We start from the raw sequence: 20,443 nt of genomic DNA on the forward strand, positions 1-20,443 counted from the left end.
AGCTCGTGCCCCCAGCGGGTTTCGCAGAACGTGGTACGGGGACGTAGCGTTCCCGCCGGTCCGTGACGTGTGGCACGACCTTTCAGACGGGGGGATCCCCCGCTGTCGACCTCCGGAGGTCCGTCCGTGGCAGTACCGAGCTTCCTGGCCCGAGAACGCATCGTGGCCCGTCCCGGCTTCAACCGCTGGTTGATCCCGCCGGCCGCGCTCGCCGTCCACCTGTGCATCGGCCAGGCGTACGCGACGAGCGTCTACAAGAGCGCGCTCGTCGAGCACTTCGACGCCAGCCTGACCGCGATCGGGATCATCTTCTCGATCGCGATCGTCATGCTGGGCGTCTCCGCCGCCCTCTTCGGCACCTGGGTCGACCGCAACGGCCCCCGTGCCGCGATGTTCACCTCGGCCGTCTTCTGGGTCTCCGGCTTCCTGGTCGGCGGCCTGGGCATCGAGACCGGCCAGCTGTGGCTGCTGTACTTCGGCTACGGCGTCCTGGGCGGCATCGGCCTGGGCATCGGCTACATCTCGCCGGTCTCCACGCTGATCAAGTGGTTCCCCGACCGGCCCGGTCTGGCCACCGGCATGGCGATCATGGGCTTCGGTGGCGGCGCGCTGATCGCCTCGCCGCTGTCGCGCCAGCTGATGAACTACTACGACCCCACCTACGACGGCACCGCCGGCACCGTGCCCAACGGCGAGGCCGTCGCGGCGCTGTTCTTCACCCTGGCCGCGGTCTACCTGGTCTTCATGATGTTCGGCGCCTTCATCGTGCGGGTGCCGGCGAACGACTGGCGGCCCGACGGCTTCGACCCGTCGTCGGTGAAGAAGAAGGCGCTGGTCACCACGGAGAACGTCTCGGCCAACAACGCGATCAAGACGCCGCAGTTCTGGCTGCTGTGGACGGTCCTGTTCTGCAACGTGACCGCGGGCATCGGCATCCTCGAGCAGGCCGCGCCGATGATCCAGGACTTCTTCCGCAACGGGGAGACCTCCACGGTCGCCGCCGCCACGGCCGCCGGCTTCGTCGGGCTGCTCTCGCTGTTCAACATGGCCGGCCGGTTCGTGTGGTCCTCGACGTCGGACTTCATCGGCCGCAAGCCGATCTACATGGTCTACCTGGGCGTCGGCATGGTCCTGTACGTCATCCTCGCCACCCTGGGCAGCACGGCGACCTGGATCTTCGTGCTGACCGCCGCCATCATCATCAGCTTCTACGGCGGTGGGTTCGCCACGGTCCCGGCCTACCTGCGGGACCTCTTCGGCACCTACCAGGTGGGCGCCATCCACGGCCGGCTGCTGACCGCCTGGGCGGCCGCCGGTGTGGCCGGGCCGCTGATCGTCAACGGGGTCCTGGACACCCAGGGCACCCCCGGTCAGCTGGTCGCGGCGAACTACCGGCCGGCGCTGTTCATCATGGTGGGCCTGCTGGCGGTCGGCTTCGTCGCCAACCTGCTGATCAGGCCGGTCGCCGCCAAGTGGTTCGAGCCCCAGGCCACCAGCCCCGCCACCGCCCGCGCCAACCCGGAACGGAGCGCCGCCCGATGAGCCACCCCACCACCGACGACCGGAAGCCCATGCACACCCCGGTGGGGCTGATCGCCTTCGCCTGGACCCTGGTGGGCGTCCCGCTCGCCTACGGGCTCTACAACACGGCCAAGGCCGCGACCGCCCTCTTCGGCGGCTGAGCCCCGCACCAGCACACGCAGCGCCCCCGTCCGGACTCCGGGCGGGGGCGCTGTGCTGTCTCACCGTCGTCCTACCGGACGACCCCGCCTCCAGGTGCCGTCCCCCTGCTGCGTTGAGCCCACCCCGTCCCTCCTCGTGGAGCCCTCCGGGCCCCACTCGTCGACACGTCTCGCGGAGCGGCTCACCTGAGCAAGGGGACCAAGGGAAGGTGGGCCGACAGGTCGGCGCGGTTGCCGCTGGCGCTGACCCGTCCCTGCGCGACCGCGTCGTCCCAGGGCAGCTCGCCGGTCGCCAGCCGCAGCCACGTGGCGGCATCGGTCTCGACGACGTTCGGCGGCGTCCCGCGGGTGTGCCGGGGACCGGGCACCAGCTGGACGGCGACGTGCGGCGGCACCCGCAGCTCGACCGACCGCCCGGGCACCTGCTGGGCCAGCCAGCGGGCCGTGGTCTTCACCGCGGCGCCGAGCACCGCCCGCGGGGGCTGCTCGGCGTCCCCCGCCAGCCAGGCCCGCACGGGGGCGACCGCGGCCCGCAGCTCCTCGGCGGGGATGGGAGCTGCTGCTGGCATCAGCTGGTCGGGACGGTCCCCGCCGGGACGCTGCCCACGGTCGCCTCCGGGGTGCCGAACAGCGCCGGCAGCGTGGCGCTCCAGGCGGCCCGCAGCTCGGCCAGCGGCAGCTCCGCCACGCCTTCGACCGCGAGCACGTCGCCGCCCGTCGTCCCCAGCGCGGTGACCGGGACGCCGGTCCACTCGGCGGTGGCGCGCACCGCCTCCGGGTCGGTCGTGGTGACCACGACGCGCGCGGCCGACTCGCTGAACAGCGCGGTGAAGGGGTCCCCGTCGAGCGTCAGCCGTGCGCCGGTGCCGTACCGCAGCGCGGACTCGGCCAGCGTCTGCGCCAGGCCGCCGTCGGCGAGGTCGTGCGCGGAGCTGACCAGGCCCTCGCGGCCCAGCGCCGCCAGCAGCTCGCCCAGGGCCCGCTCGGCGCCCAGGTCGACGGCGGGCGGCCGGCCGCCGAGGTGGCCGTGCACGACCGACGCCCACGCGGAGCCGCCGAACTCGGGCCGGGTCTCGCCCAGCAGCAGCACGGTCTCCCCCGCCGTCCGCCAGCCGGTGGGCACGCGGGTGCGGACGTCCTCGTGGACGCCCAGGACGCCGATCACCGGCGTCGGGTTGATCGGGACGTCGCCGGTCTGGTTGTAGAGGCTCACGTTGCCGCCGGTGACCGGCAGGCCCAGCTCGCGGCAGGCGTCGGCCAGACCGCGGACGGCCTCGGCGAACTGCCACATGACCTCCGGCTCCTCCGGCGACCCGAAGTTCAGGCAGTTGGTGACGGCCAGCGGGCGGGCGCCGCTCACCGCCACGTTGCGGTAGGCCTCGGCGAGGTTGAGCTGCGTGCCCGCGTAGGGGTCCAGGCGGGCGTAGCGGCCGTTGCCGTCGAGGGCCAGCGCGATGCCGCGGGAGGTCTCCTCGTCGATGCGGACCACGCCGGCGTCGTCCGGCTGGGCGAGCACGGTGTTGCCGCGGACGTAGCGGTCGTACTGCTCGGTGACCCAGGTCTTGTCCGCACCGTCGGGGCTGGCGACGACGGCCAGCCAGTGGGCGGCCAGCTCCTCCGGCGTCGTGGGCCGGGCCAGCGCGGCCGGGTCGTCGGCCTGCAGGTCGTCGAGGTCGGCCGGCCGCTGCATCGGCCGGTCGTAGACCGGGCCCTCGTGGGCGACCGTGCGCGGCGGGACGTCGACGATGCGCTCGCCGTGCCAGTCGACGGTCAGCCGGTCGCCCTCGGTGACCTCACCGATGACGGTCGCCAGCACGTCCCACTTCCGGCAGACGGCGAGGAACTGCTCGACCTTGCCCGGCTCGACGATCGCGCACATGCGCTCCTGCGACTCGCTCATCAGGATCTCGGCCGGCGTGAGCGTGGAGTCGCGCAGCGGGACGGCGTCGAGGTCGACGTGCATGCCGCCGGTGCCGGCGCTGGCCAGCTCGGACGTCGCGCAGGACAGGCCGGCCCCGCCGAGGTCCTGGATGCCGGTGACCAGGTCCTCGCGGAAGATCTCCAGGCAGGCCTCGATGAGCAGCTTCTCGGTGAACGGGTCGCCGACCTGGACGCTCGGGCGCTTGGCCGGGCCCTCGGCGTCGAAGGTCTCCGACGCCAGGACGCTGACGCCGCCGATGCCGTCGCCGCCGGTGCGCGCGCCGAACAGGACCACCTTGTTGCCGGCGCCCTCGGCCTTGGCCAACCGGACGTCCTCGTGCTTCATCACGCCGACGCACAGCGCGTTGACCAGCGGGTTCCCGGCGTAGCAGTCGTCGAAGAGCAGCTCGCCGCCGATGTTGGGCAGACCCAGGCAGTTGCCGTAGCCGCCAACCCCGGCGACGACGCCGGGCAGCACGCGCGCGGTGTCGGGGGCGTCGGCGCGGCCGAACCGGAGGGAATCCATCACCGCGATCGGCCGGGCGCCCATCGTCAGGATGTCGCGGACGATGCCGCCGACGCCGGTGGCCGCGCCCTGGTAGGGCTCCACGTAGCTCGGGTGGTTGTGCGACTCGACCTTGAAGGTGACCGCGTAGCCGTCGCCGACGTCGACCACGCCGGCGTTCTCGCCGATGCCGACCAGCAGCGCCTCGCTGCGCGGCAGGTCGCCGAACCGGCGCAGGTGCACCTTCGACGACTTGTACGAGCAGTGCTCGCTCCACATGACCGAGTACATGGCCAGCTCGGCGGTGGTGGGCCGGCGGCCGAGGATGGCGGTGATGCGGGCGTACTCGTCGGACTCCAGGCCGAGCTCGCCGTAGGGCTGCTCGACGTCCGGCGTCCGCGCGGCGAGCTCGACGGTGTCGAGCCGGTGCTGCAGCGGGCCGGGCCCGGTGTCGAGGTCGGACAGTCCCTGCGTCGCGCTGTCCTGGGTCACGCTGCCACGACCGCCTTCAGCACGGAGGTGAAGAAGCCGAGGCCGTCGGTGCCCGGGCCGGTGAGGTCCTCGACCGCGTGCTCGGGGTGCGGCATGAGGCCGACCACGCGGCCGTCGGCGCTGGTCACCCCGGCGATGTCGCGCATCGAGCCGTTGGGGTTGCCCTCCACGTAGCGGACGACGACCCGGCCCTCGCCCTCGATCCGGTCGAGGTCGGCGTCGGCGGCCACGTACCGGCCTTCACCGTTCTTCACCGGGACGACGATCTGCTGGCCGGCCTCGTAGTCCGACGTCCACGCGGTGTCGGCGCGCTCGATGCGCAGCGCCTGGTCGCGGTTGCGGAAGTGCAGGTGGCCGTTGCGGGTCAGCGCGCCGGGCAGCAGGCCGGCCTCGCAGAGCACCTGGAAGCCGTTGCAGATGCCGAGCACCGGCATGCCCTGGCGGGCGCGGTCGACGACGTCGCGCATCATCGGCGCCCGCGCGGCGATGGCGCCGGCCCGCAGGTAGTCGCCGTAGGAGAAGCCACCGGGGAGGACGACGGCCTCGACGTCCTTGAGGTCGTGCTCGGCGTGCCAGAGCGCGACGGGCTCGGCGCCGGCCAGCCGCACCGCGCGCGCGGCGTCGACGTCGTCCAGGGAGCCCGGGAAGGTGATGACACCGATGCGCACGATCAGTCCTTGGGGATGTGGAGCTCGACGTCCTCGATGACCGGGTTGGCCAGCAGCGTCTCGGCGATCTGCCGGAGTTCGGCCTCGTCCGGCGTCCCGTCGACCTCGAGCACGAAGTGCTTGCCCTGGCGGACGCTCGTGACGCTGTCGTGCCCGAGCCGGCCGAGCGCTCCCAGCACCGCCTGCCCCTGGGGGTCGGAAATCTCTGGCTTCAGCACGACGTCGACGACCACCCGAGGCACGCGGTCGAGGGTACCGGGGTGGCCCGGCCCACTCTGCGCCGTCCGGTTGGCCCCCTGTCCCCGCGCGGGGGCGAGCGGCCGGCCGGCCGCAGGGTCAGCCGGCGAGCAGGGACCAGACCGCGTCCGGGGCCTCCCAGTGCGCGTTGTGGCCGGCGCCCTCCAGGAGCACCGCACCGGGGTCGACCCGACGCATCGCGTCGAGGCCCACCATCGGGTCTCCCGAGCCGGCCGCCAGCCGCAGCGGCGCGACCGCCCGGGACAGCACCTCCTCGACCGACGGGCCGACGGCGCCGAACGCCCGCGGGTCGAGCGCGGGCGAGAACCCGCCGTCCACCTCGCGGACGCCCGCGGCGGCCACCTCGGAGGACGGGTCCACGAGCCCGGTCAGCCCGGCGAGCCGCAGGTGGCGCTCGGCCGCCTCAGCGGCGGTGGCGAACACCTGCGGCGGCCGGGTGGCCATCGACCGCGCCCGGGCCACCTCGTCGTCGGTCCAGTCGATCTTCACGCCGACGGCGACGACCTGGTCCACCTCCACGCCGTACCAGCCGCCCGCCAGCACCGCGCCGACCACACCGCCGAAGGAGTGCCCCAGCACGCTCACCCGGGCAGCGCCGGCCCCCGCCGCCAGGGACGCCACGTCGGCGGCGTGCACCGCGTAGCCGTAGGGCGGCTCGGCGGACGACCGGCCGTGCCCGCGCAGGTCCGGGACCGCCCAGGATCCCGGCCAGGAGCGCTCGACCAGCGGCAGCAGCCGGTCCCACACCGCCCCCGTCGCGCCCAGGCCGTGCAGCAGCAGGAGCAGGTGGTCCCCGGACCCGCCGGAGCGGTGGGCGATGCCCGACACGTCAGCGGAAGGTCGTGCCCGTGAGCCGCTCGTAGGCGGTCACGTAGCGCTCGCGGGTCGCCTCGACCACGTCGGCGGGCAGCTCCGGCGGCGGGGAGACGCGGTCCCAGCCGGACGACGTCAGCCAGTCGCGGACGTACTGCTTGTCGAACGAGGGCTGCACGTCGCCGGGCGACCACAGCGTGGCCGGCCAGAAGCGCGAGGAGTCCGGGGTGAGCACCTCGTCGCCGAGCACCAGGCCGCCGTCCGGGGAGACGCCGAACTCGACCTTCGTGTCGGCCAGCACGATGCCGGCGTCCAGGGCGATCTCCGCGCCGCGGCGGTACAGCGCCAGCGTCAGCTCGCGCAGCTCCTCCGCCCGGGCCTGCCCGACGGCGGCCACGACGGCGGCGAAGTCGATCGCCTCGTCGTGCTGGCCCTGCTCGGCCTTGGTGGACGGCGTGAACACCGGCTCGGGCAGCCGCGACCCCTCGACCAGCCCGGCGGGCAGCGGGACGTCGCGGATGGACCCGGTGCGCTGGTACTCGACCGTGCCGGACCCGGAGAGGTAGCCGCGGGCGACGCACTCGACCGGCAGCATCTCCAGCCGGCGGACGAGCATCGCCCGCCCGGCGACCTCCGGCGGGACGTCCGATGCCGACAGCAGGTGGTGGGTCGCCCCGAACGACGACAGCACCGGCGCGAGCTGCTCGAACCACCACACCGACAGCTGGGTGAGCACCCGCCCCTTGTCGGGGATCGGGGTGGGCAGCACGTGGTCGTAGGCGGAGATCCGGTCGGAGGCGACGAGCAGCAGCCGGTCGGCACCGGCGTCGTAGACCTCGCGCACCTTGCCCCGGGCGACGAGCGGCAGCTCCAGCGTCGTCACGACAGCGCGGCCAGCCGGTCGAACAGCGGCCCCAGGTTCGCCACGTACCGCTCCGGCCGGCAGATCTCGTCCAGCCGTGCCTCGTCCAGCGCGACGCCGGAGTCGGCGGCCCGCTTCCGCAGCGTCTCGCGGAACGGCGTCCCGCTGTTCCAGGTCTCCATCGCCGCGGACTGCACCAGCGCGTACGCGTCCTCCCGCGAGGCCCCGCCCTCGACCAGCTCCAGCAGCACCGACGAGGTGTAGATCAGCCCGCCGGTCGACTCGAGGTTGGCCCGCATCCGGTCGGCGTCGACCACCAGGTCCGCCACGAGACCGGTGGTCAGGTGCAGCAGGTAGTCGGTGGTGATCGCGGCGTCGGGCAGGAACACCCGCTCGGTCGAGGAGTGCGAGATGTCGCGCTCGTGCCAGAGGGGGATGCCCTCCATCACCGGGACGACGGCGGCGCGCACCACGCGGGCCAGGCCGGCGATGCGCTCGGAGCGGATCGGGTTCTTCTTGTGCGGCATGGCGCTGGAGCCCTTCTGGCCCGAGCCGAACGCCTCGGACAGCTCGCGCACCTCGGTGCGCTGGCCGTGCCGCACCTCGAGGGCCACCGTCTCGCAGACGGTCGCGACGATCGCCAGGCACGCGACCCACTCGCTGACCGAGTCGCGCATGACGACCTGGGTGGAGGCGTCGGCGGGCCGCAGGTCCAGCGCGTCGGCGACGGCGACCTCCACCGACGGGTCGATCAGCGAGTACGTGCCCACCGCACCGGAGATCGCGACGACACCGACCCGCTCGCGGGCGGCCCGCAGCCGGTCCCGCGAGCGGGCGGCGGCGAAGGCGATGTCGGCGACCCGGTGACCCCACACGTCGGGCTCGGCGTGCACGCCGTGGGTGCGGCCGACCTTGATGGTGTCGCGGTGGGCCAGCGCGTGGTCGCGGAGGACGGCGACCAGCCGGTCGAGCCGGGCCAGCAGGAGGTCGGTGGCCTCGGTCAGCTGGACGGCGAGCGCGGTGTCGAGCAGGTCCGAGGACGTCATGCCGTGGTGCACGTAGGCGGCGGCCGACCGGGGCTCGGTGTTGTCGGCCCACGCGGTGAGGAAGGCGATGACGTCGTGCTGCGTGGTCTCCTCGATCTCGGCGACCCGCGCAGGCGTGGGCGGCGCCGCGTCGCGCACGGGCTGCACCACGTCTGCGGGCACCCGGCCGGCCGCGGCGTGCGCCTCGAGGACGAGGGTCTCCACCCGGCACCACAGCTCGTACTTGTGCTGGTCGCTCCAGACCCGCCCCATCTCGGGCAGGGTGTACCGCTCGATCACAGCTCGCCGCCTCCTCGCACCACGGGCCCAGTCTCCCGCAGCGCCGCCGCGGCCGACGACGGGGCTCAGTCCCCCAGCGGCGCGTACTGCTCCGGGTGCCGGCGCAGGTGCTCCCGGAAGGCCCGGTCGATCGTCTCGTCCCACTCGGGCAGCGCGGCGTCGTAGCGCCGGTTCGCCTCCTCCTCCAGCCGCTCGGCGGCCGCGAGGTCGTCCTCGTCCAGCGCGGCGGCCTGCCGCGCGACGTCCTCGACCGCGTCGGCGGCCGCGTCGAGCCCGAGCAGGCGGTACCCGGCCACCGCGCGCTCCCGCTGCTCGATCTCGAGCCCCTCGACCGCGTGGAGCAGGCCGCCGTTCATCGCCATCCCGTGGCAGAGCAGCAGCGCGGCGAGGGCTGCGTCCCCCGGGTGGGTGAACGGTGCGAACGGGTCGCAGGCGCGGTTCCACACCTCGTCGGCGTCAGCCAGGGGTGATCCGCCCCTCGACCGCGGCCAGCGCGATGTCGGTCCGCCAGTGCGCGTCGGCCAGCCGGACGCCGGCCACCCGCTCGTAGGCCCGCTGCCGGGCCGCGGCGAGGTCCTCGCCGACGGCGGTCACCGCCAGCACCCGCCCGCCCGCCGAGCGCACCGTGCCCTCGGCGTCCACGGTGGTGCCGGCGTGCAGCACCCCCTCGGCGTCGGCGCCGGTGACCGGGTCGCCGGTGCGCGGTCGCTCGGGGTAGCCGGGAGCCGCGACGACGACGGTGACGGCGGCCCCGTCCCGCCAGCGCAGCGGCGGGTGGTCGGCCAGCGTGCCGGTGGCCGCGGCGTGCAGCAGGCCGGCCAGCGGCGTCTCCAGCAGGGGCAGCACCACCTGGGTCTCCGGGTCGCCGAAGCGGGCGTTGAACTCCACCACCCGGATCCCGCGCGCGGTCAGCGCCAGGCCGGCGTAGAGCAGCCCGGCGAACGGCTCACCGCGGCGGCGCATCTCGTCGACGGTCGGCTGCAGCACGGTGGCCAGCACCTCGTCGACCAGGCCCGGCGGCGCCCACGGCAGCGGCGCGTAGGCCCCCATCCCGCCGGTGTTGGGCCCGGCGTCGCCGTCGTCGCGGCGCTTGGCGTCCTGCGCGGGCAGCAGCGGCAGCACCGTCGTCCCGTCGGTGACGGCGAACAGCGACACCTCGGGACCGTCGAGGTACTCCTCGACCAGCACGGCGCCGCCGGCGTCCAGCACGCGGTGCCCGTGCGCGACGGCGGCGTCCCGGTCGTCGGTGACGACGACGCCCTTGCCGGCCGCCAGCCCGTCGTCCTTCACCACGTACGGGGCGCCGGCCTCGTCGAGCGCGGTCTCCAGCTCGGCCGCGCCGCCGACCGGCCAAGACCGCGCGGTCGGCACCCCGGCCGCGGCCATCACGTGCTTGGCGAAGGACTTGCTGCCCTCGATCTGCGCGGCCTGCTCCGACGGGCCGAAGCAGGCGATGCCGGCGTCGCGGACGGCGTCGGCGGCCCCGGCGACCAGCGGCACCTCCGGGCCGACGACGACCAGGTCGGCCCGCCAGGACGTGGCCAGCGCGGCGACGGCGGCCGGGTCGGCTGCGTCGACCCCGGCCGGTTCGGCGATCCCGCGGGTGCCGGCGTTCCCCGGCGCGCAGGCCAGCGCGGTCACCGCCGGGTCGGACGACAGAGCGACGCACAGGGCGTGCTCCCGGGCACCGGAGCCGATCACGAGCACGCGCACGGACCGCGACGCTACCGAGCGCGCGACTCGCTGGAACGGCCGCCCGTCAGGGTCCCGCGCCGAGCCCGCGAGGCGTGGGGGGAAGGGCGGTCCTCCCACGGTTCGGCTGCGACCGGTAGGAGCGGTGCAGGGCGCGGACCCGGGCGTGCTCGGCGGCCCGCGCGCGGGCGTCCGAGCGCAGCGCCTGGCGGTGCGCCTCGGCCTGCAGCTTCCGCCAGGCGGTGTAGCGGGCGGGGTCCAGCCGGCCCTCCTCGATCGCCGCGGCCACCGCGCAGCCGGGTTCGGTTCGGTGCGCGCAGTCGCGGAACCGGCACTGCGCGGCCAGCTCGGTGACGTCTCCGTAGGCGGTGTCGATGCCCGCGTCGTCGACCAGTCCGAGCTCGCGCATCCCGGGGGTGTCGACGAGCAGGCCGCCGCCGGGCAGCGCGTGCAGCTCGCGCGCGGTCGTGGTGTGCCGGCCGCGGCCGTCGGCCTCCCGGATCCCGCGGGTGGCCGCCACCGTCGTCCCGGCCAGCGCGTTGGCCAGGCTGGACTTGCCGACGCCCGACGGCCCGACCACCGCCGCCGTCCGCCCGGGGCCCAGCAGCGCCCGGACGGCGTCGAGCCCCTCCCCCGTCACCGAGCTGACCGGCAGCACGTCGACGCCCACGGCGTCCTCGGCCACGGCCTGCAGCGCCGCCGGGACGTCGTCGCACAGGTCGGCCTTGGTGAGGACGACGACCGGCGTCGCGCCGCTGCCCCAGGCGACGGCCAGGTAGCGCTCGACCCGGCGCAGTCGCGGCGCCGTGGTGAGCGCGTCGACGACGAGGACGACGTCGAGGTTGGCCGCGACCACCTGCTCGGCCGACGTCCGGCCGGCGACGACGCGGGTGAACGCGGTCCGGCGGGGCAGCACCGCGACGGCGAGCTCCCCGCGCAGGGCCACCCAGTCGCCCACCGCCGGGCCGGGCCCGCCGAGCAGCGCCCCTGCCGGGTGCGCCCGCAGCTCGCCCCCGGCGGTGAGCACGGTCAGCCGGCCGCGGTCGACCCGGGCCACACGACCGGGCACGCACCCCGCGGGCAACCCGGCCTCCCGGTCGGCAGTCCAGCCGAGGAGTGAGAGATCGGTCACGCCGCCGATGGTCCCGCGCAGGTCACGGCGGTGTCCTCCGAATTGTGTGCGGCCGGTCGGCGCGCGTTCAGCGTCCTGACACCTTCGTCGGGTGTTGTAGGGGGCATGCGCGCGATCGCGTCGCCGGCAACGGTTCCGGCGACCCGCCCTGCCCGTCCCGTCGTCGTGGGCCACCGAGGCGCCACGGCCTACCGCCCCGAGCACACCGCGTCCAGCTTCGAGCTGGCCGTCGACCTCGGTGCCGACCTCATCGAGCCCGACGTCGTGGTCAGCCGCGACGGCGCGCTCGTCGTCCGGCACGAGAACGAGCTCTCGCACTCCACCGACGTCGCCGGCCGGCCCGAGTTCGCCGACCGGCGCACCACCCGTGTCGTCGGCGGCCGCGAGCGCACCGGCTGGTTCACCGAGGACTTCACCCTCGCCGAGCTGCGCACGCTGCGCGCCGTCGAGCGCAAGCCGGGCCTGCGCCCGCTGAACACCACCTACGACGGCCAGGAGGGGATCCTCACCCTCGCCGAGGTCGTGGCGATCGCCCGCCGCCGCTCCACCGCCGACCGGGAGATCCGGGTCCTCGCGGAGCTGAAGAAGCCCAGCTGGTTCGACCACGAGGCCGGCGTGCCGATGACCGAGCTCGTCGCCGCCGAGCTGCGGCGGCTGGGCGCGACCGCGCCGGACGGGACCGTCGTCGTCCAGTGCTTCGACGCCGCCGCGCTCCGCCAGCTGCGGGCCGACCTCGGCCACCGCGGGCCGACGATGCTGCAGCTGGTGGACGACGCCGGCACGGACGACCACCTGGTCACCCCGGCGGGCCTGCGCGAGGTGAGCACCTACGCGCAGGGCATCGCGCCCAGCCGGCACCGGATCCTGCTGCGCGACGGGGACCAGGCGATGACCGGCGTCTCCGACCTCATCGCGCAGGCCCACCGCGCCGGGCTGCTCGTCGTCCCCTGGACGCTGCGCCCGGAGAACGCCTTCCTCCCCCGGCACCTGCGCCGCGGTGCCGCCCCGAGCGGCACCGGCGACATGCAGACCGAGGCCCGCCTGCTGCTGGCCCTCGGCGTCGACGGTCTGATCACCGACGCGCCCGAGATCGCCGTGGCCGCCCGGCAGGAACTCCAGGTCGCCGCCGCCGCGTAGCGCGTTCCGCGGATGATCAGGTGACCTGATCGTCCGGGGTCCTGGCTCAGCACCGGTGGTGAGCCAGGACCCGGTTGGACCAGGTCAGCTGATCGTCGAGCTCAGCCGATGAGGTCGTGCAGGACGACGTTCTCGTCGCGGCCGGGGCCGACGCCGATGACGCTGATCCGCGCGCCCGAGAGCTCCTCGATCCGGCGGACGTAGGCCTGCGCGTCGGCCGGCAGTTCGTCGAAGGTGCGGCAGTGCCGGATGTCCTCGGACCAGCCGGGCATCTCCTCGTACACCGGCGTGGCGTGGTGGAAGTCGGTCTGCGTCATCGGCATCTCGTCGTGCCGCACGCCGTCCACGTCGTACGCGACGCAGATCGGCACCGTCTCCAGCCCGGAGAGGACGTCGAGCTTGGTGAGGAAGTAGTCGGTGATGCCGTTGACCCGGCTGGCGTAGCGGGCGACGACGGCGTCGAACCAGCCGCAGCGGCGGTCGCGACCGGTGGTCACGCCGACCTCGCCGCCCTGCGTGCGCAGGTACTCGCCCCACTGGTCGTGCAACTCGGTGGGGAACGGGCCGGAGCCGACACGGGTCGTGTAGGCCTTGAGGATGCCGACCACCCGGTCGATGCGGGTGGGGCCGATGCCGGAGCCCGCCGCGGCGCCGCCGGCGGTTGGGCTGGACGACGTGACGAACGGGTACGTGCCGTGGTCGACGTCGAGCAGCGTGCCCTGCGAGCCCTCCAGCAGCACCCACTCGCCCGCGTCGAGCGCGTCGGCCAGCAGCAGCCGGGTGTCGGCGATCCGGTGCTTGAGGACCTCGGCGTAGCCGGCGTACTCCTCGACGACCTCGTCGACGTCGATGGCCTTGCGGTTGTAGACCTTGACCAGGACCTGGTTCTTCTCCTCCAGCGTGCCCTCGAGCTTCTGGCGCAGGATCGACAGGTCCAGCAGGTCCTGCACGCGGATGCCGGTGCGGGCCACCTTGTCGCCGTAGGCCGGGCCGATGCCGCGCCCGGTGGTGCCGATGCGGCGCTTGCCGAGGAACCGCTCGGTGACCCGGTCGAGGGCCCGGTGGTGCGGCATGATCAGGTGCGCGTCGGCCGAGATGACCAGCCGCGAGGTGTCCACGCCGCGCTCCTCGAGGCCGGCGAGCTCGCCGATGAGCACCTCGGGGTCGATGACCACACCGTTGCCGATGACCGGCGTGCAGCCCGGCGTCAGGATCCCCGACGGGATCAGGTGCAGCGCGTACCGCTCGCCGTCCGGTGTGATCACCGTGTGCCCGGCGTTGTTGCCGCCCTGGTAGCGCACGACGTACGGGACGCGCCCACCGAGCAGGTCGGTGGCCTTGCCCTTGCCCTCGTCGCCCCACTGGGCACCGATCAGCACGACTGCCGGCATCTCGCTGTCGTTCCCCTCGACTCGGTCACCGGCGATCGACCGGCTGGCAGGTGGCAGGGTATCGGCATGCCCCTCGTCGAGTTCGACCTGCGCGGGCTCGCGCCGGGTCAGGCCCCGGGGCGCGAGGCGGTCGCGCCGGCCGCGGAGGCCGACGCCCTGCTGGTCAGGGGCCCGGTGCCGGCGCTCGCCGGGGTGCTCACGGCCCTGTGGAAGGCCGGGCGGACCGCGGCGGCGCCGGTCTCCTGGGAGCCGGCCGGCGACGGCGACTCCACCGCGCTGGCCCGTGCGCTCGGCATCGGCACCGGCGGCGAGCGGGAACTCGGGCTGGTGCGCGACGACCACGGCGGCGTGCTGCTGCACCACGGCCGCCTGGAGGCCGCCGGGGACGAGCGCCGCCGCCCGCTGGCGCGCCGGCTGGGCGCCCAGGCGCACCACGACGCGGTCAAGGTCGCCGACGGGCAGGTCACCCGCTTCGACGTCCGGCCCGACTGGCGGGCGATGGACACCCTCGACGTGACGGTCATGACGCTGCCGCTGCGCCCCGGCCGGCGCACCAGCGGACGGGCGGTGCAGATCGCCTGCGACCCGGCCAGGGTCGTCCGCGACGGCGTTCCCTACGCCCGGCCGGTCACCCGGTGGACGTGGTACGCCGACGACCGGGTGCGCTGGCGGCTGCGCCCCTGATCCGCCGTCCGGATCACGTGAAGACGCTGACCCCACCCGGGCCCACGAGCAGGCCGACGACGATGAGCACGATCCCCCACAGCAGCTGCTTGCGGACGATGGCGACGATGCCGGCGACCACGAGGACGACGGCGAGGATCCAGAGAAGGGTGGCCATGCGGCACCTCCGGGAAAGGGCGTCCGCACCGGACGCCGGGGACGGAGAGTAACCGATCTCGGGGACGGACGGCGCGTTCTCCGTCCTCGCCTCACGGAGGGTGATGTCAGGCGGCGGGCGCCCCAGCCGCTCGCGGAGGTCGACGTGCCAGTCGACCTGCACCCGCCGGCCGACGTGCCCGCACGGCCGGACCAGGTCGAACCGCGTGAGGACGGCGCCGGCGTCGGCCCACAGCAGCGCCAGGTGGCCCGGCGCCGCCCGCGGGGGCTGGGGCCCGACGGCGAGCTGGAGCTGGCGGCTGGGGTCCTGCCGGTAGAAGGCGCGCAGCCCGTCGGTGGCCGCGGCGGGCAGCTCGCCGTCGTCGGACCGCCAGACCCGCAGCACGTCGGTGGGCGTGCGCAGGATCAGCCCGCTCATCGGCAGGCCCAGGTTGTCGGTGCTCGTGTCGAGGTCCAGCTGGCGGGCCTGCAGCGGGTCGGTGAGCTCGTCGGGGCCGGCGCCCCAGGGCCGCAGCCGCTCCATCGCCTCGCGGCGGACCAGCTGGTGGTCCAGGTGCCGGTCGGCGGTCGGGTTCCAGCCGTGCCGGTCGTGGACCGCCGCGCTGACCCGCACACCGGCGGACAGGGCCTCGTGGACGGCGAGCAGCAGGGGCCGCAGACGGCGGGTGACGGCACCGGGCGAGTGGTCCACGGCCCCGAGTGTGCCGGTCGGGGCCGACGGATCCCGCAGTGCGGGCGTTCCTCGCGGGTTGCCGGTGCTGCAGCGCCGGCAGAGCACGAGGAACGCCCGCAGTGGGTCGCCTACGGCGCCAGCGACGGGTCGCAGTCGCGCAGCAGCTGGGTGCAGCGCTCCTGCTCGTCGGTCTCGCCGATCGCCTCGGCCGCGCGGGCCAGCACCGTGACGCAGCGCAGGAAGCCGCGGTTCGGCTCGTGCGACCAGGGCACCGGGCCGTAGCCCTTCCAGCCGTTGCGGCGCAGCGCGTCCAGCCCGCGGTGGTAGCCGGTCCGGGCGTAGGCGTAGGCCTCGATCGTGTCGGTAAGCCCCCGCTCGGGACGGTCGATCGCCTCCTCGGCCAGCGCCGCCCACGCCGCGCTCACCGTCGGGTGGTGCGCGGCGACCTCGGCCGGGGGGTCGCCGGCCGCGAGCTCCGCGTCGGCCTCCGGGTTGGCCGGCAGCAGCGTCGCCGGCGGCTCGCCCAGCAGGTTGGCGTGCGGGTGCCCCATCAGGCGCTCGGGGACTGGCCGGCCGACAGCAGGTCCTCGCACGCCTCGACGACGCGCGCGGCCATGCCGGTCTCGGCGAGCTTCATGTACGTGCGCGGGTCGTAGGTCTTCTTGTTGCCGACCTCGCCGTCGACCTTCAGCACGCCGTCGTAGTTGGTGAACATGTGCCCGACGATCGGCCGGGTGAAGGCGTACTGGGTGTCGGTGTCGACGTTCATCTTCACGACGCCGTAGGACAGCGCCTCGCGGATCTCCTCCTGCGCCGAGCCCGAGCCGCCGTGGAAGACCAGGTTGAACGGCTTGGCGCCGTCCCCGAGGCCGAACTCCTTGGCCACCGTGGCCTGGCCGCGCTCGAGCACGTCCGGGCGCAGCTTGACGTTGCCGGGCTTGTAGACCCCGTGCACGTTGCCGAAGGTCGCGGCGAGCAGGTACACCCCGCGCTCGCCGAGCCCCAGCTGCTGCGCGGTGCGCAGGAAGTCGCCGTCGGCGGTGTAGAGCTTCTCGTTGATCTCGGCGACGACGCCGTCCTCCTCGCCGCCGACGACGCCGATCTCGAGCTCCAGCACGATCTTGGCCGCGGCACACTTCTCCATGAGCTCCTCGGCGATGTCGAGGTTCTCGGTGAGCTCGATCGCCGAGCCGTCCCACATGTGCGACTGGAACAGCGGCGCCTGGCCGGCGTCCACCCGGTCCTTCGACAGGGCGATCAGCGGGCGCACGTAGGCGTCCAGCTTGTCCTTGGGGCAGTGGTCGGTGTGCAGCGCGACGTTGACCGGGTACTTCTCGGCGACGACGTGGGCGAACTCCGCCAGCGCCACCGCGCCGGTGACCATGTCCTTGACCCGGGTGCCCGAGCCGAACTCCGCACCGCCGGTGGAGAACTGGATGATGCCGTCGCTGCCGGCGTCGGCGAAGCCGCGCAACGCGGCGTTGACCGTCTCCGACGAGGTGCAGTTGATCGCCGGGTAGGCGAAGCCGCCCTCCTTGGCCCGGTTGATCATGTCGGCGTAGACCTCGGGGGTCGCGATGGGCATGCGGAGCACTCCTTGCGTCGGGGACGGCGCTCGTTCGCGGGTCAGTATCCCGCCGGCCTCGCAGCCCGCGACACCCCGCTAGGGCTCGAGCTCCGGCCCGACCCGCAGGCCGAGGGCGGTCACCAGCACCACGGCCTGCCCGCCGTCGACCTGTGCGCCGGCCAGCCCGACCTCGCGCGGGTCCAGTGCGGTGAGGTCGCTGCCGCGCAGATCGGCGCCGGAGAGGTCGGCCCCGGACAGCTGCGCGCCGGACAGGTCCAGACCCTGCAGCGTGGCCCCGACCGCCCGCACCCCGGTGAGGTCCGCCTCGCGCATCCGCGCGCCGGTGAACGTCGCGCGGGACAGGTCCGCGCGCCGCAGGGCGACGAACGACCAGTCGCCGCCCTCGACGACCGCCAGGTCGAAGGTGCAGCGGTCGAAGGTGCTGCCCACCAGCTTGCAGCCGGTGAAGACCGCCTGGGCGAACGAGCAGCCGGTGAAGGTGCAGGTGAGGAACGCGGCGTCGGTGTGCCGGGAGAGGGTGAACCGGCAGTCCCGGAAGACGCAGTCGGTGAAGACCGCGCCGTCGTCCGTGGTCTCCGACAGGTCCACCCGGCTGAAGGTGACCCCGGTGTGCTCCTGGCCGGAGAGGTCGTCGCCGTACCGGTCCTCGTCCCGGACCTCGGCTCCACTCACCCCTGGTCCACCCGGCTCGCCACCCGCGCGGCGACCACCACGGGGTCGTAGACGGGCGAGAACGGCGGGGCGTAGGAGAGGTCCGATCCGGCGAGCTCCTCGGCGGTCAGCCCGGCCCAGATCGCGGTGGCCAGCACGTCGATCCGCTTCCCCGAGCCCGGCCCGCCGACGACCTGGCCGCCCAGCAGCTGCCCGGACCCCGCGTCGGTGACCAGCTTGACCGCGATCGGCGCGGCGCCCGGGTAGTACCCGGCCTTCGTCGTCCCCTCGATCGTCTCGGTGCGGAAGTCGTGGCCGGCCGCCGCGGCCTGCCCGCTGCACAGCCCGGTGCGCCCGATCTCCAGGTCGCCCACCTTGGTCAGCGCCGTCCCCAGGACGCCGGCGAAGCGCGCCGCCCGCCCGCCGATGACCGAGCCCGCGACCCGGCCCTGCTTGTTGGCGTGCGTGCCCAGCGCGACGTGCACCGCCTCGCCGGTCAGCCGGTGGAAGGTCTGGCTGCAGTCGCCGGCGGCGAAGACGTGCTCGTGGGAGCGGCTGCGCTGGGTGCGGTCGACCTCGACGGCGCCGGTCTCGCCGATCCGCAGCCCGGCGGCGCGGGCCAGCGCCACCTCCGGGCCCATGCCCAGGCCGAGGACGACGAGGTCGCAGGGGTAGCTGCCGGCGTCGGTGGTGACCGCCCGCGCGACGCCGTCCGCCCCCGTCTCGACGGCCCGGACCGGCTGGTCGGGCTGGACGTCGATGCCCAGGTCGCCGATGCCCTTGCAGATCCGCTCCCCCATGTCCGGGTCGAGCAGGGTCATCGGCAGCGCGTCGGCGAGCACGATCGTCACCTCGAGACCGCGGGCCCGCAGCACCTCGGCCATCTCCAGGCCGATGTAGCCGCCGCCGAGCACCACGGCCCGGCGGGCGCCCGCCGCGACCGCGGCGCGGATGTCGGCGCCGTCGGCCAGCCGGTGCACGCCGTGGACGCCCGGCGCGTCCAGGCCGGGGACGTCCGGGCGCATCGGCCGGCCGCCGGTGGCGACCACCAGCCGGTCGAAGCCCAGCGTCTCGCCGCCGCTCGTGCGCACGGTGCCGGCGTCGAGGTCGAGCTCGTCGGCGCGGGTGCCGGTGCGGACGTCGATGTCGCGGGCGGCGAACTCGCGCGGTGTGCGGGCGATGAGCGCGTCGCGGTCGGCCACCACGTCGCCGACCCAGTACGGGATGCCGCAGGCCGAGAAGGAGACCTCCGGGCCCTGCTCGAGGACGGTGACGGCGAGGTCGTCGGCCGGACGTGCCCGCCGGGCCGCGGTGGCCGCGGACATGCCGGCGGCGTCCCCGCCGACGACCAGCAGCCGCTCTGCGCTCATGCGGTCAGGGTGTCACCTGCCGGAACACCTTGCCCGGGTTGAGCAGGCCGTCCGGGTCGAGCGCGTGCTTGATCGAGCGGTGCACCTCCATGGACACCGGGCCGATCTCGCGCTCGAGCCAGTCGGCCTTGAGCGTGCCGACGCCGTGCTCCCCGGTGATCGTCCCGCCGAGCGACAGCCCGAGCTCCAGGATGGCGTCGAACGCCTCGAAGGCGCGGGCGCGCTGGTCGGTGTCGGTGGCGTCGAAGACGACGGTGGGGTGCATGTTGCCGTCGCCGGCGTGCCCGACCACCCCGATCACCAGCCCGGAGCGGGCCGCGATCGCGTCGCAGCCGTCGATGAAGGTGGCCACCCGGGACCGGGGCACGGCGACGTCGTCGAGCAGCACGCTGCCGAGCCGCTCCAGCGCGGGCAGGGCCATCCGGCGGGCGGTGAGCAGCAGGTCGCCCTCGGCCGGGTCGTCGGTGGAGTGGACGAAGTCCGCCCCGGCCTCCTCGCACAGCCGGGTCAGCGTCTCGATCTCCCGGCGGGCGGCCTCCCCGCCGGCGTCGGACCGGGCGAGCAGCAGCGCCTGCGCGTCCCGGTCGAGGTCGGCCCGGATCAGGTCGTCGACGGCGCGGATGCAGGTCCGGTCCATCACCTCGAGCATGCTGGGCACCAGCCCGCTGGTGACCACCGACTCGACCACCTGGCCGGTCTGCGCGCTGGTGGGGAAGCTCGCGACGAGGGTGACCGGGGAGGCCTGCGGGGCCGGGCGCAGCGCGAGGGTGGCCTCGGTGATCACCCCGAGGGTCCCCTCGGAGCCCACGAACAGCCGGGCGAGGTCGTAGCCGGCGACGCCCTTGACCGTGCGCCGGCCGGTCCGCAGCACCCGGCCGTCGGCGAGCACGACCTCCAGGCCGAGCACGTAGTCGGTGGTGACGCCGTACTTCACGCAGCACAGGCCGCCGGAGTTCATGGCCAGGTTGCCGCCGATCGTGCACCAGTCGTAGCTGGCGGGGTCCGGCGGGTAGAACAGCCCCGCACCGGCCACGGCGTCCCTCAGCTGCTTGTTGACGACCCCGGGCTGGACGACGGCCAGGCGGTCGGCCGGGGAGACCTCGAGGACGGCGTCCATGCGGGTCGTCACGAGGGTGATGCCGCCGTCGACCGCGTTGCTCGCCCCCACGAGGCCGGAGCCGGCACCCCGCGGGACGACGGGGACGCCGTGCCGGGAGGCGGTCTGCATCACCGCGACCACCTCGGCGGTGCTGCGCGGGAAGACGACGGCGGCCGGCGTCCCGGACTCCGCGAGCATCGCCTGGTCGCGCGCGTAGGACGCCGTGACGTCGGGGTCGGTCAGGACGCCGTCGGCGCCGAGGAGGTCCTGCAGCTCGGCCAGCCAGGCCGTCGTCACCGTGGTCACTGCCACACCGTACGAGCCCGCCGCGCCGCGACCGGCCGG

At 74.6% G+C, this 20,443-nt stretch carries 21 protein-coding genes; 4 read left to right on the top strand and 17 right to left on the bottom strand.

Annotated elements, in window-relative coordinates:
- Positions 1 to 126 precede the first annotated feature (126 nt).
- Together BLR12_RS10120 and BLR12_RS24470 are read left to right on the top strand one after the other, a co-directional pair.
- Positions 127 to 1,542, top strand: a complete 1,416-nt coding sequence (locus BLR12_RS10120; RefSeq protein WP_091377147.1) for an OFA family MFS transporter — start codon at positions 127 to 129, stop codon at positions 1,540 to 1,542.
- Positions 1,539 to 1,682, top strand: coding sequence for an MFS transporter small subunit (locus tag BLR12_RS24470; RefSeq protein WP_176832455.1), 144 nt, complete (start codon positions 1,539 to 1,541; stop codon positions 1,680 to 1,682). The genes BLR12_RS10120 and BLR12_RS24470 overlap by 4 nt, the downstream gene beginning before the upstream one ends.
- Positions 1,683 to 1,864: 182 nt before the next feature.
- On the opposite strand, the gene BLR12_RS10125 is transcribed toward BLR12_RS24470, so the two are convergent.
- From BLR12_RS10125 to rsgA, 10 genes are all read right to left on the bottom strand, one after another.
- Entirely contained in the window at positions 1,865 to 2,251 is a 387-nt protein-coding gene (locus BLR12_RS10125) for a sterol carrier family protein (RefSeq protein WP_091377151.1), read from the bottom strand.
- Complete coding sequence (gene purL, locus BLR12_RS10130) at positions 2,251 to 4,599, bottom strand: phosphoribosylformylglycinamidine synthase subunit PurL (RefSeq protein WP_218120611.1); 2,349 nt, start codon at positions 4,597 to 4,599, stop codon at positions 2,251 to 2,253. Before purL ends, BLR12_RS10125 begins: the two co-directional genes overlap by 1 nt.
- On the bottom strand, positions 4,596 to 5,273 hold the full coding sequence (purQ, locus tag BLR12_RS10135; protein WP_091377154.1) for a phosphoribosylformylglycinamidine synthase subunit PurQ: 678 nt from the start codon (positions 5,271 to 5,273) through the stop codon (positions 4,596 to 4,598). Before purQ ends, purL begins: the two co-directional genes overlap by 4 nt.
- Positions 5,270 to 5,509, bottom strand: coding sequence for a phosphoribosylformylglycinamidine synthase subunit PurS (gene purS / locus BLR12_RS10140; protein WP_091377157.1), 240 nt, complete (start codon positions 5,507 to 5,509; stop codon positions 5,270 to 5,272). The genes purQ and purS overlap by 4 nt, the downstream gene beginning before the upstream one ends.
- Positions 5,510 to 5,603: 94 nt before the next feature.
- Positions 5,604 to 6,353: an alpha/beta fold hydrolase gene (locus tag BLR12_RS10145; RefSeq protein WP_218120613.1), complete on the bottom strand. Its 750-nt coding sequence runs from the start codon at positions 6,351 to 6,353 to the stop codon at positions 5,604 to 5,606.
- A 1-nt stretch (position 6,354) separates the two neighbouring features.
- A complete protein-coding gene (locus BLR12_RS10150) occupies positions 6,355 to 7,221 on the bottom strand; it encodes a phosphoribosylaminoimidazolesuccinocarboxamide synthase (RefSeq protein ID WP_218120614.1) in 867 nt (288 codons plus the stop codon).
- On the bottom strand, positions 7,218 to 8,525 hold the full coding sequence (gene purB, locus BLR12_RS10155; RefSeq protein ID WP_091377159.1) for an adenylosuccinate lyase: 1,308 nt from the start codon (positions 8,523 to 8,525) through the stop codon (positions 7,218 to 7,220). Before purB ends, BLR12_RS10150 begins: the two co-directional genes overlap by 4 nt.
- 65 nt (positions 8,526 to 8,590) lie before the next feature.
- Positions 8,591 to 8,971 carry a DMP19 family protein gene (locus BLR12_RS10160; RefSeq protein WP_091377162.1) on the bottom strand — a complete coding sequence of 127 codons (381 nt, stop codon included), beginning with the start codon at positions 8,969 to 8,971 and terminating at the stop codon, positions 8,591 to 8,593.
- A 10-nt stretch (positions 8,972 to 8,981) separates the two neighbouring features.
- A complete protein-coding gene (purD, locus tag BLR12_RS10165; protein WP_091377165.1) occupies positions 8,982 to 10,238 on the bottom strand; it encodes a phosphoribosylamine--glycine ligase in 1,257 nt (418 codons plus the stop codon).
- Between the two features lie 46 nt (positions 10,239 to 10,284).
- Complete coding sequence (gene rsgA / locus BLR12_RS10170; RefSeq protein ID WP_091377168.1) at positions 10,285 to 11,349, bottom strand: ribosome small subunit-dependent GTPase A; 1,065 nt, start codon at positions 11,347 to 11,349, stop codon at positions 10,285 to 10,287.
- Between the two features lie 165 nt (positions 11,350 to 11,514).
- Here rsgA and BLR12_RS10175 point away from each other — a divergent pair, with 165 nt between their 5' ends.
- Positions 11,515 to 12,486, top strand: a complete 972-nt coding sequence (locus tag BLR12_RS10175) for a glycerophosphodiester phosphodiesterase family protein (protein WP_255363410.1) — start codon at positions 11,515 to 11,517, stop codon at positions 12,484 to 12,486.
- 101 nt (positions 12,487 to 12,587) lie between these two features.
- Here the strand turns inward: BLR12_RS10175 and BLR12_RS10180 are convergent, their stop codons facing one another.
- Positions 12,588 to 13,877 (bottom strand): adenylosuccinate synthase, encoded by a 1,290-nt coding sequence (locus BLR12_RS10180; protein ID WP_091377174.1) that lies wholly within the window; start codon positions 13,875 to 13,877, stop codon positions 12,588 to 12,590.
- Positions 13,878 to 13,943: 66 nt separating this feature from the next.
- On the opposite strand from BLR12_RS10180, the gene BLR12_RS10185 reads away from it, so the two are divergent.
- The gene (locus BLR12_RS10185; protein ID WP_091377176.1) at positions 13,944 to 14,561 is read left to right on the top strand and encodes a hypothetical protein; all 618 of its coding nucleotides are present in this window, start codon (positions 13,944 to 13,946) and stop codon (positions 14,559 to 14,561) included.
- 13 nt (positions 14,562 to 14,574) lie between these two features.
- Here the strand turns inward: BLR12_RS10185 and BLR12_RS10190 are convergent, their stop codons facing one another.
- The 6 genes from BLR12_RS10190 to BLR12_RS10215 form a co-directional block, all read right to left on the bottom strand.
- The gene (locus BLR12_RS10190) at positions 14,575 to 15,408 is read right to left on the bottom strand and encodes a GPGG-motif small membrane protein (RefSeq protein WP_255363411.1); all 834 of its coding nucleotides are present in this window, start codon (positions 15,406 to 15,408) and stop codon (positions 14,575 to 14,577) included.
- A 110-nt stretch (positions 15,409 to 15,518) separates the two neighbouring features.
- On the bottom strand, positions 15,519 to 15,941 hold the full coding sequence (locus BLR12_RS10195; protein WP_091377178.1) for a DUF3151 domain-containing protein: 423 nt from the start codon (positions 15,939 to 15,941) through the stop codon (positions 15,519 to 15,521).
- Positions 15,941 to 16,975 carry a class II fructose-bisphosphate aldolase gene (gene fbaA / locus BLR12_RS10200; RefSeq protein WP_091377181.1) on the bottom strand — a complete coding sequence of 345 codons (1,035 nt, stop codon included), beginning with the start codon at positions 16,973 to 16,975 and terminating at the stop codon, positions 15,941 to 15,943. Before fbaA ends, BLR12_RS10195 begins: the two co-directional genes overlap by 1 nt.
- Positions 16,976 to 17,053: 78 nt before the next feature.
- Complete coding sequence (locus BLR12_RS10205) at positions 17,054 to 17,650, bottom strand: pentapeptide repeat-containing protein (protein ID WP_091377183.1); 597 nt, start codon at positions 17,648 to 17,650, stop codon at positions 17,054 to 17,056.
- A complete protein-coding gene (locus BLR12_RS10210; RefSeq protein ID WP_091377185.1) occupies positions 17,647 to 18,999 on the bottom strand; it encodes an FAD-dependent oxidoreductase in 1,353 nt (450 codons plus the stop codon). Before BLR12_RS10210 ends, BLR12_RS10205 begins: the two co-directional genes overlap by 4 nt.
- A 4-nt stretch (positions 19,000 to 19,003) precedes the next feature.
- On the bottom strand, positions 19,004 to 20,404 hold the full coding sequence (locus tag BLR12_RS10215; protein WP_218120615.1) for an FAD-binding oxidoreductase: 1,401 nt from the start codon (positions 20,402 to 20,404) through the stop codon (positions 19,004 to 19,006).
- Positions 20,405 to 20,443: the final 39 nt, after the last annotated feature.

Origin of the sequence: Geodermatophilus sp. DSM 45219, from assembly GCF_900104025.1 — a bacterium.
Lineage (GTDB): Bacteria > Actinomycetota > Actinomycetes > Mycobacteriales > Geodermatophilaceae > Geodermatophilus.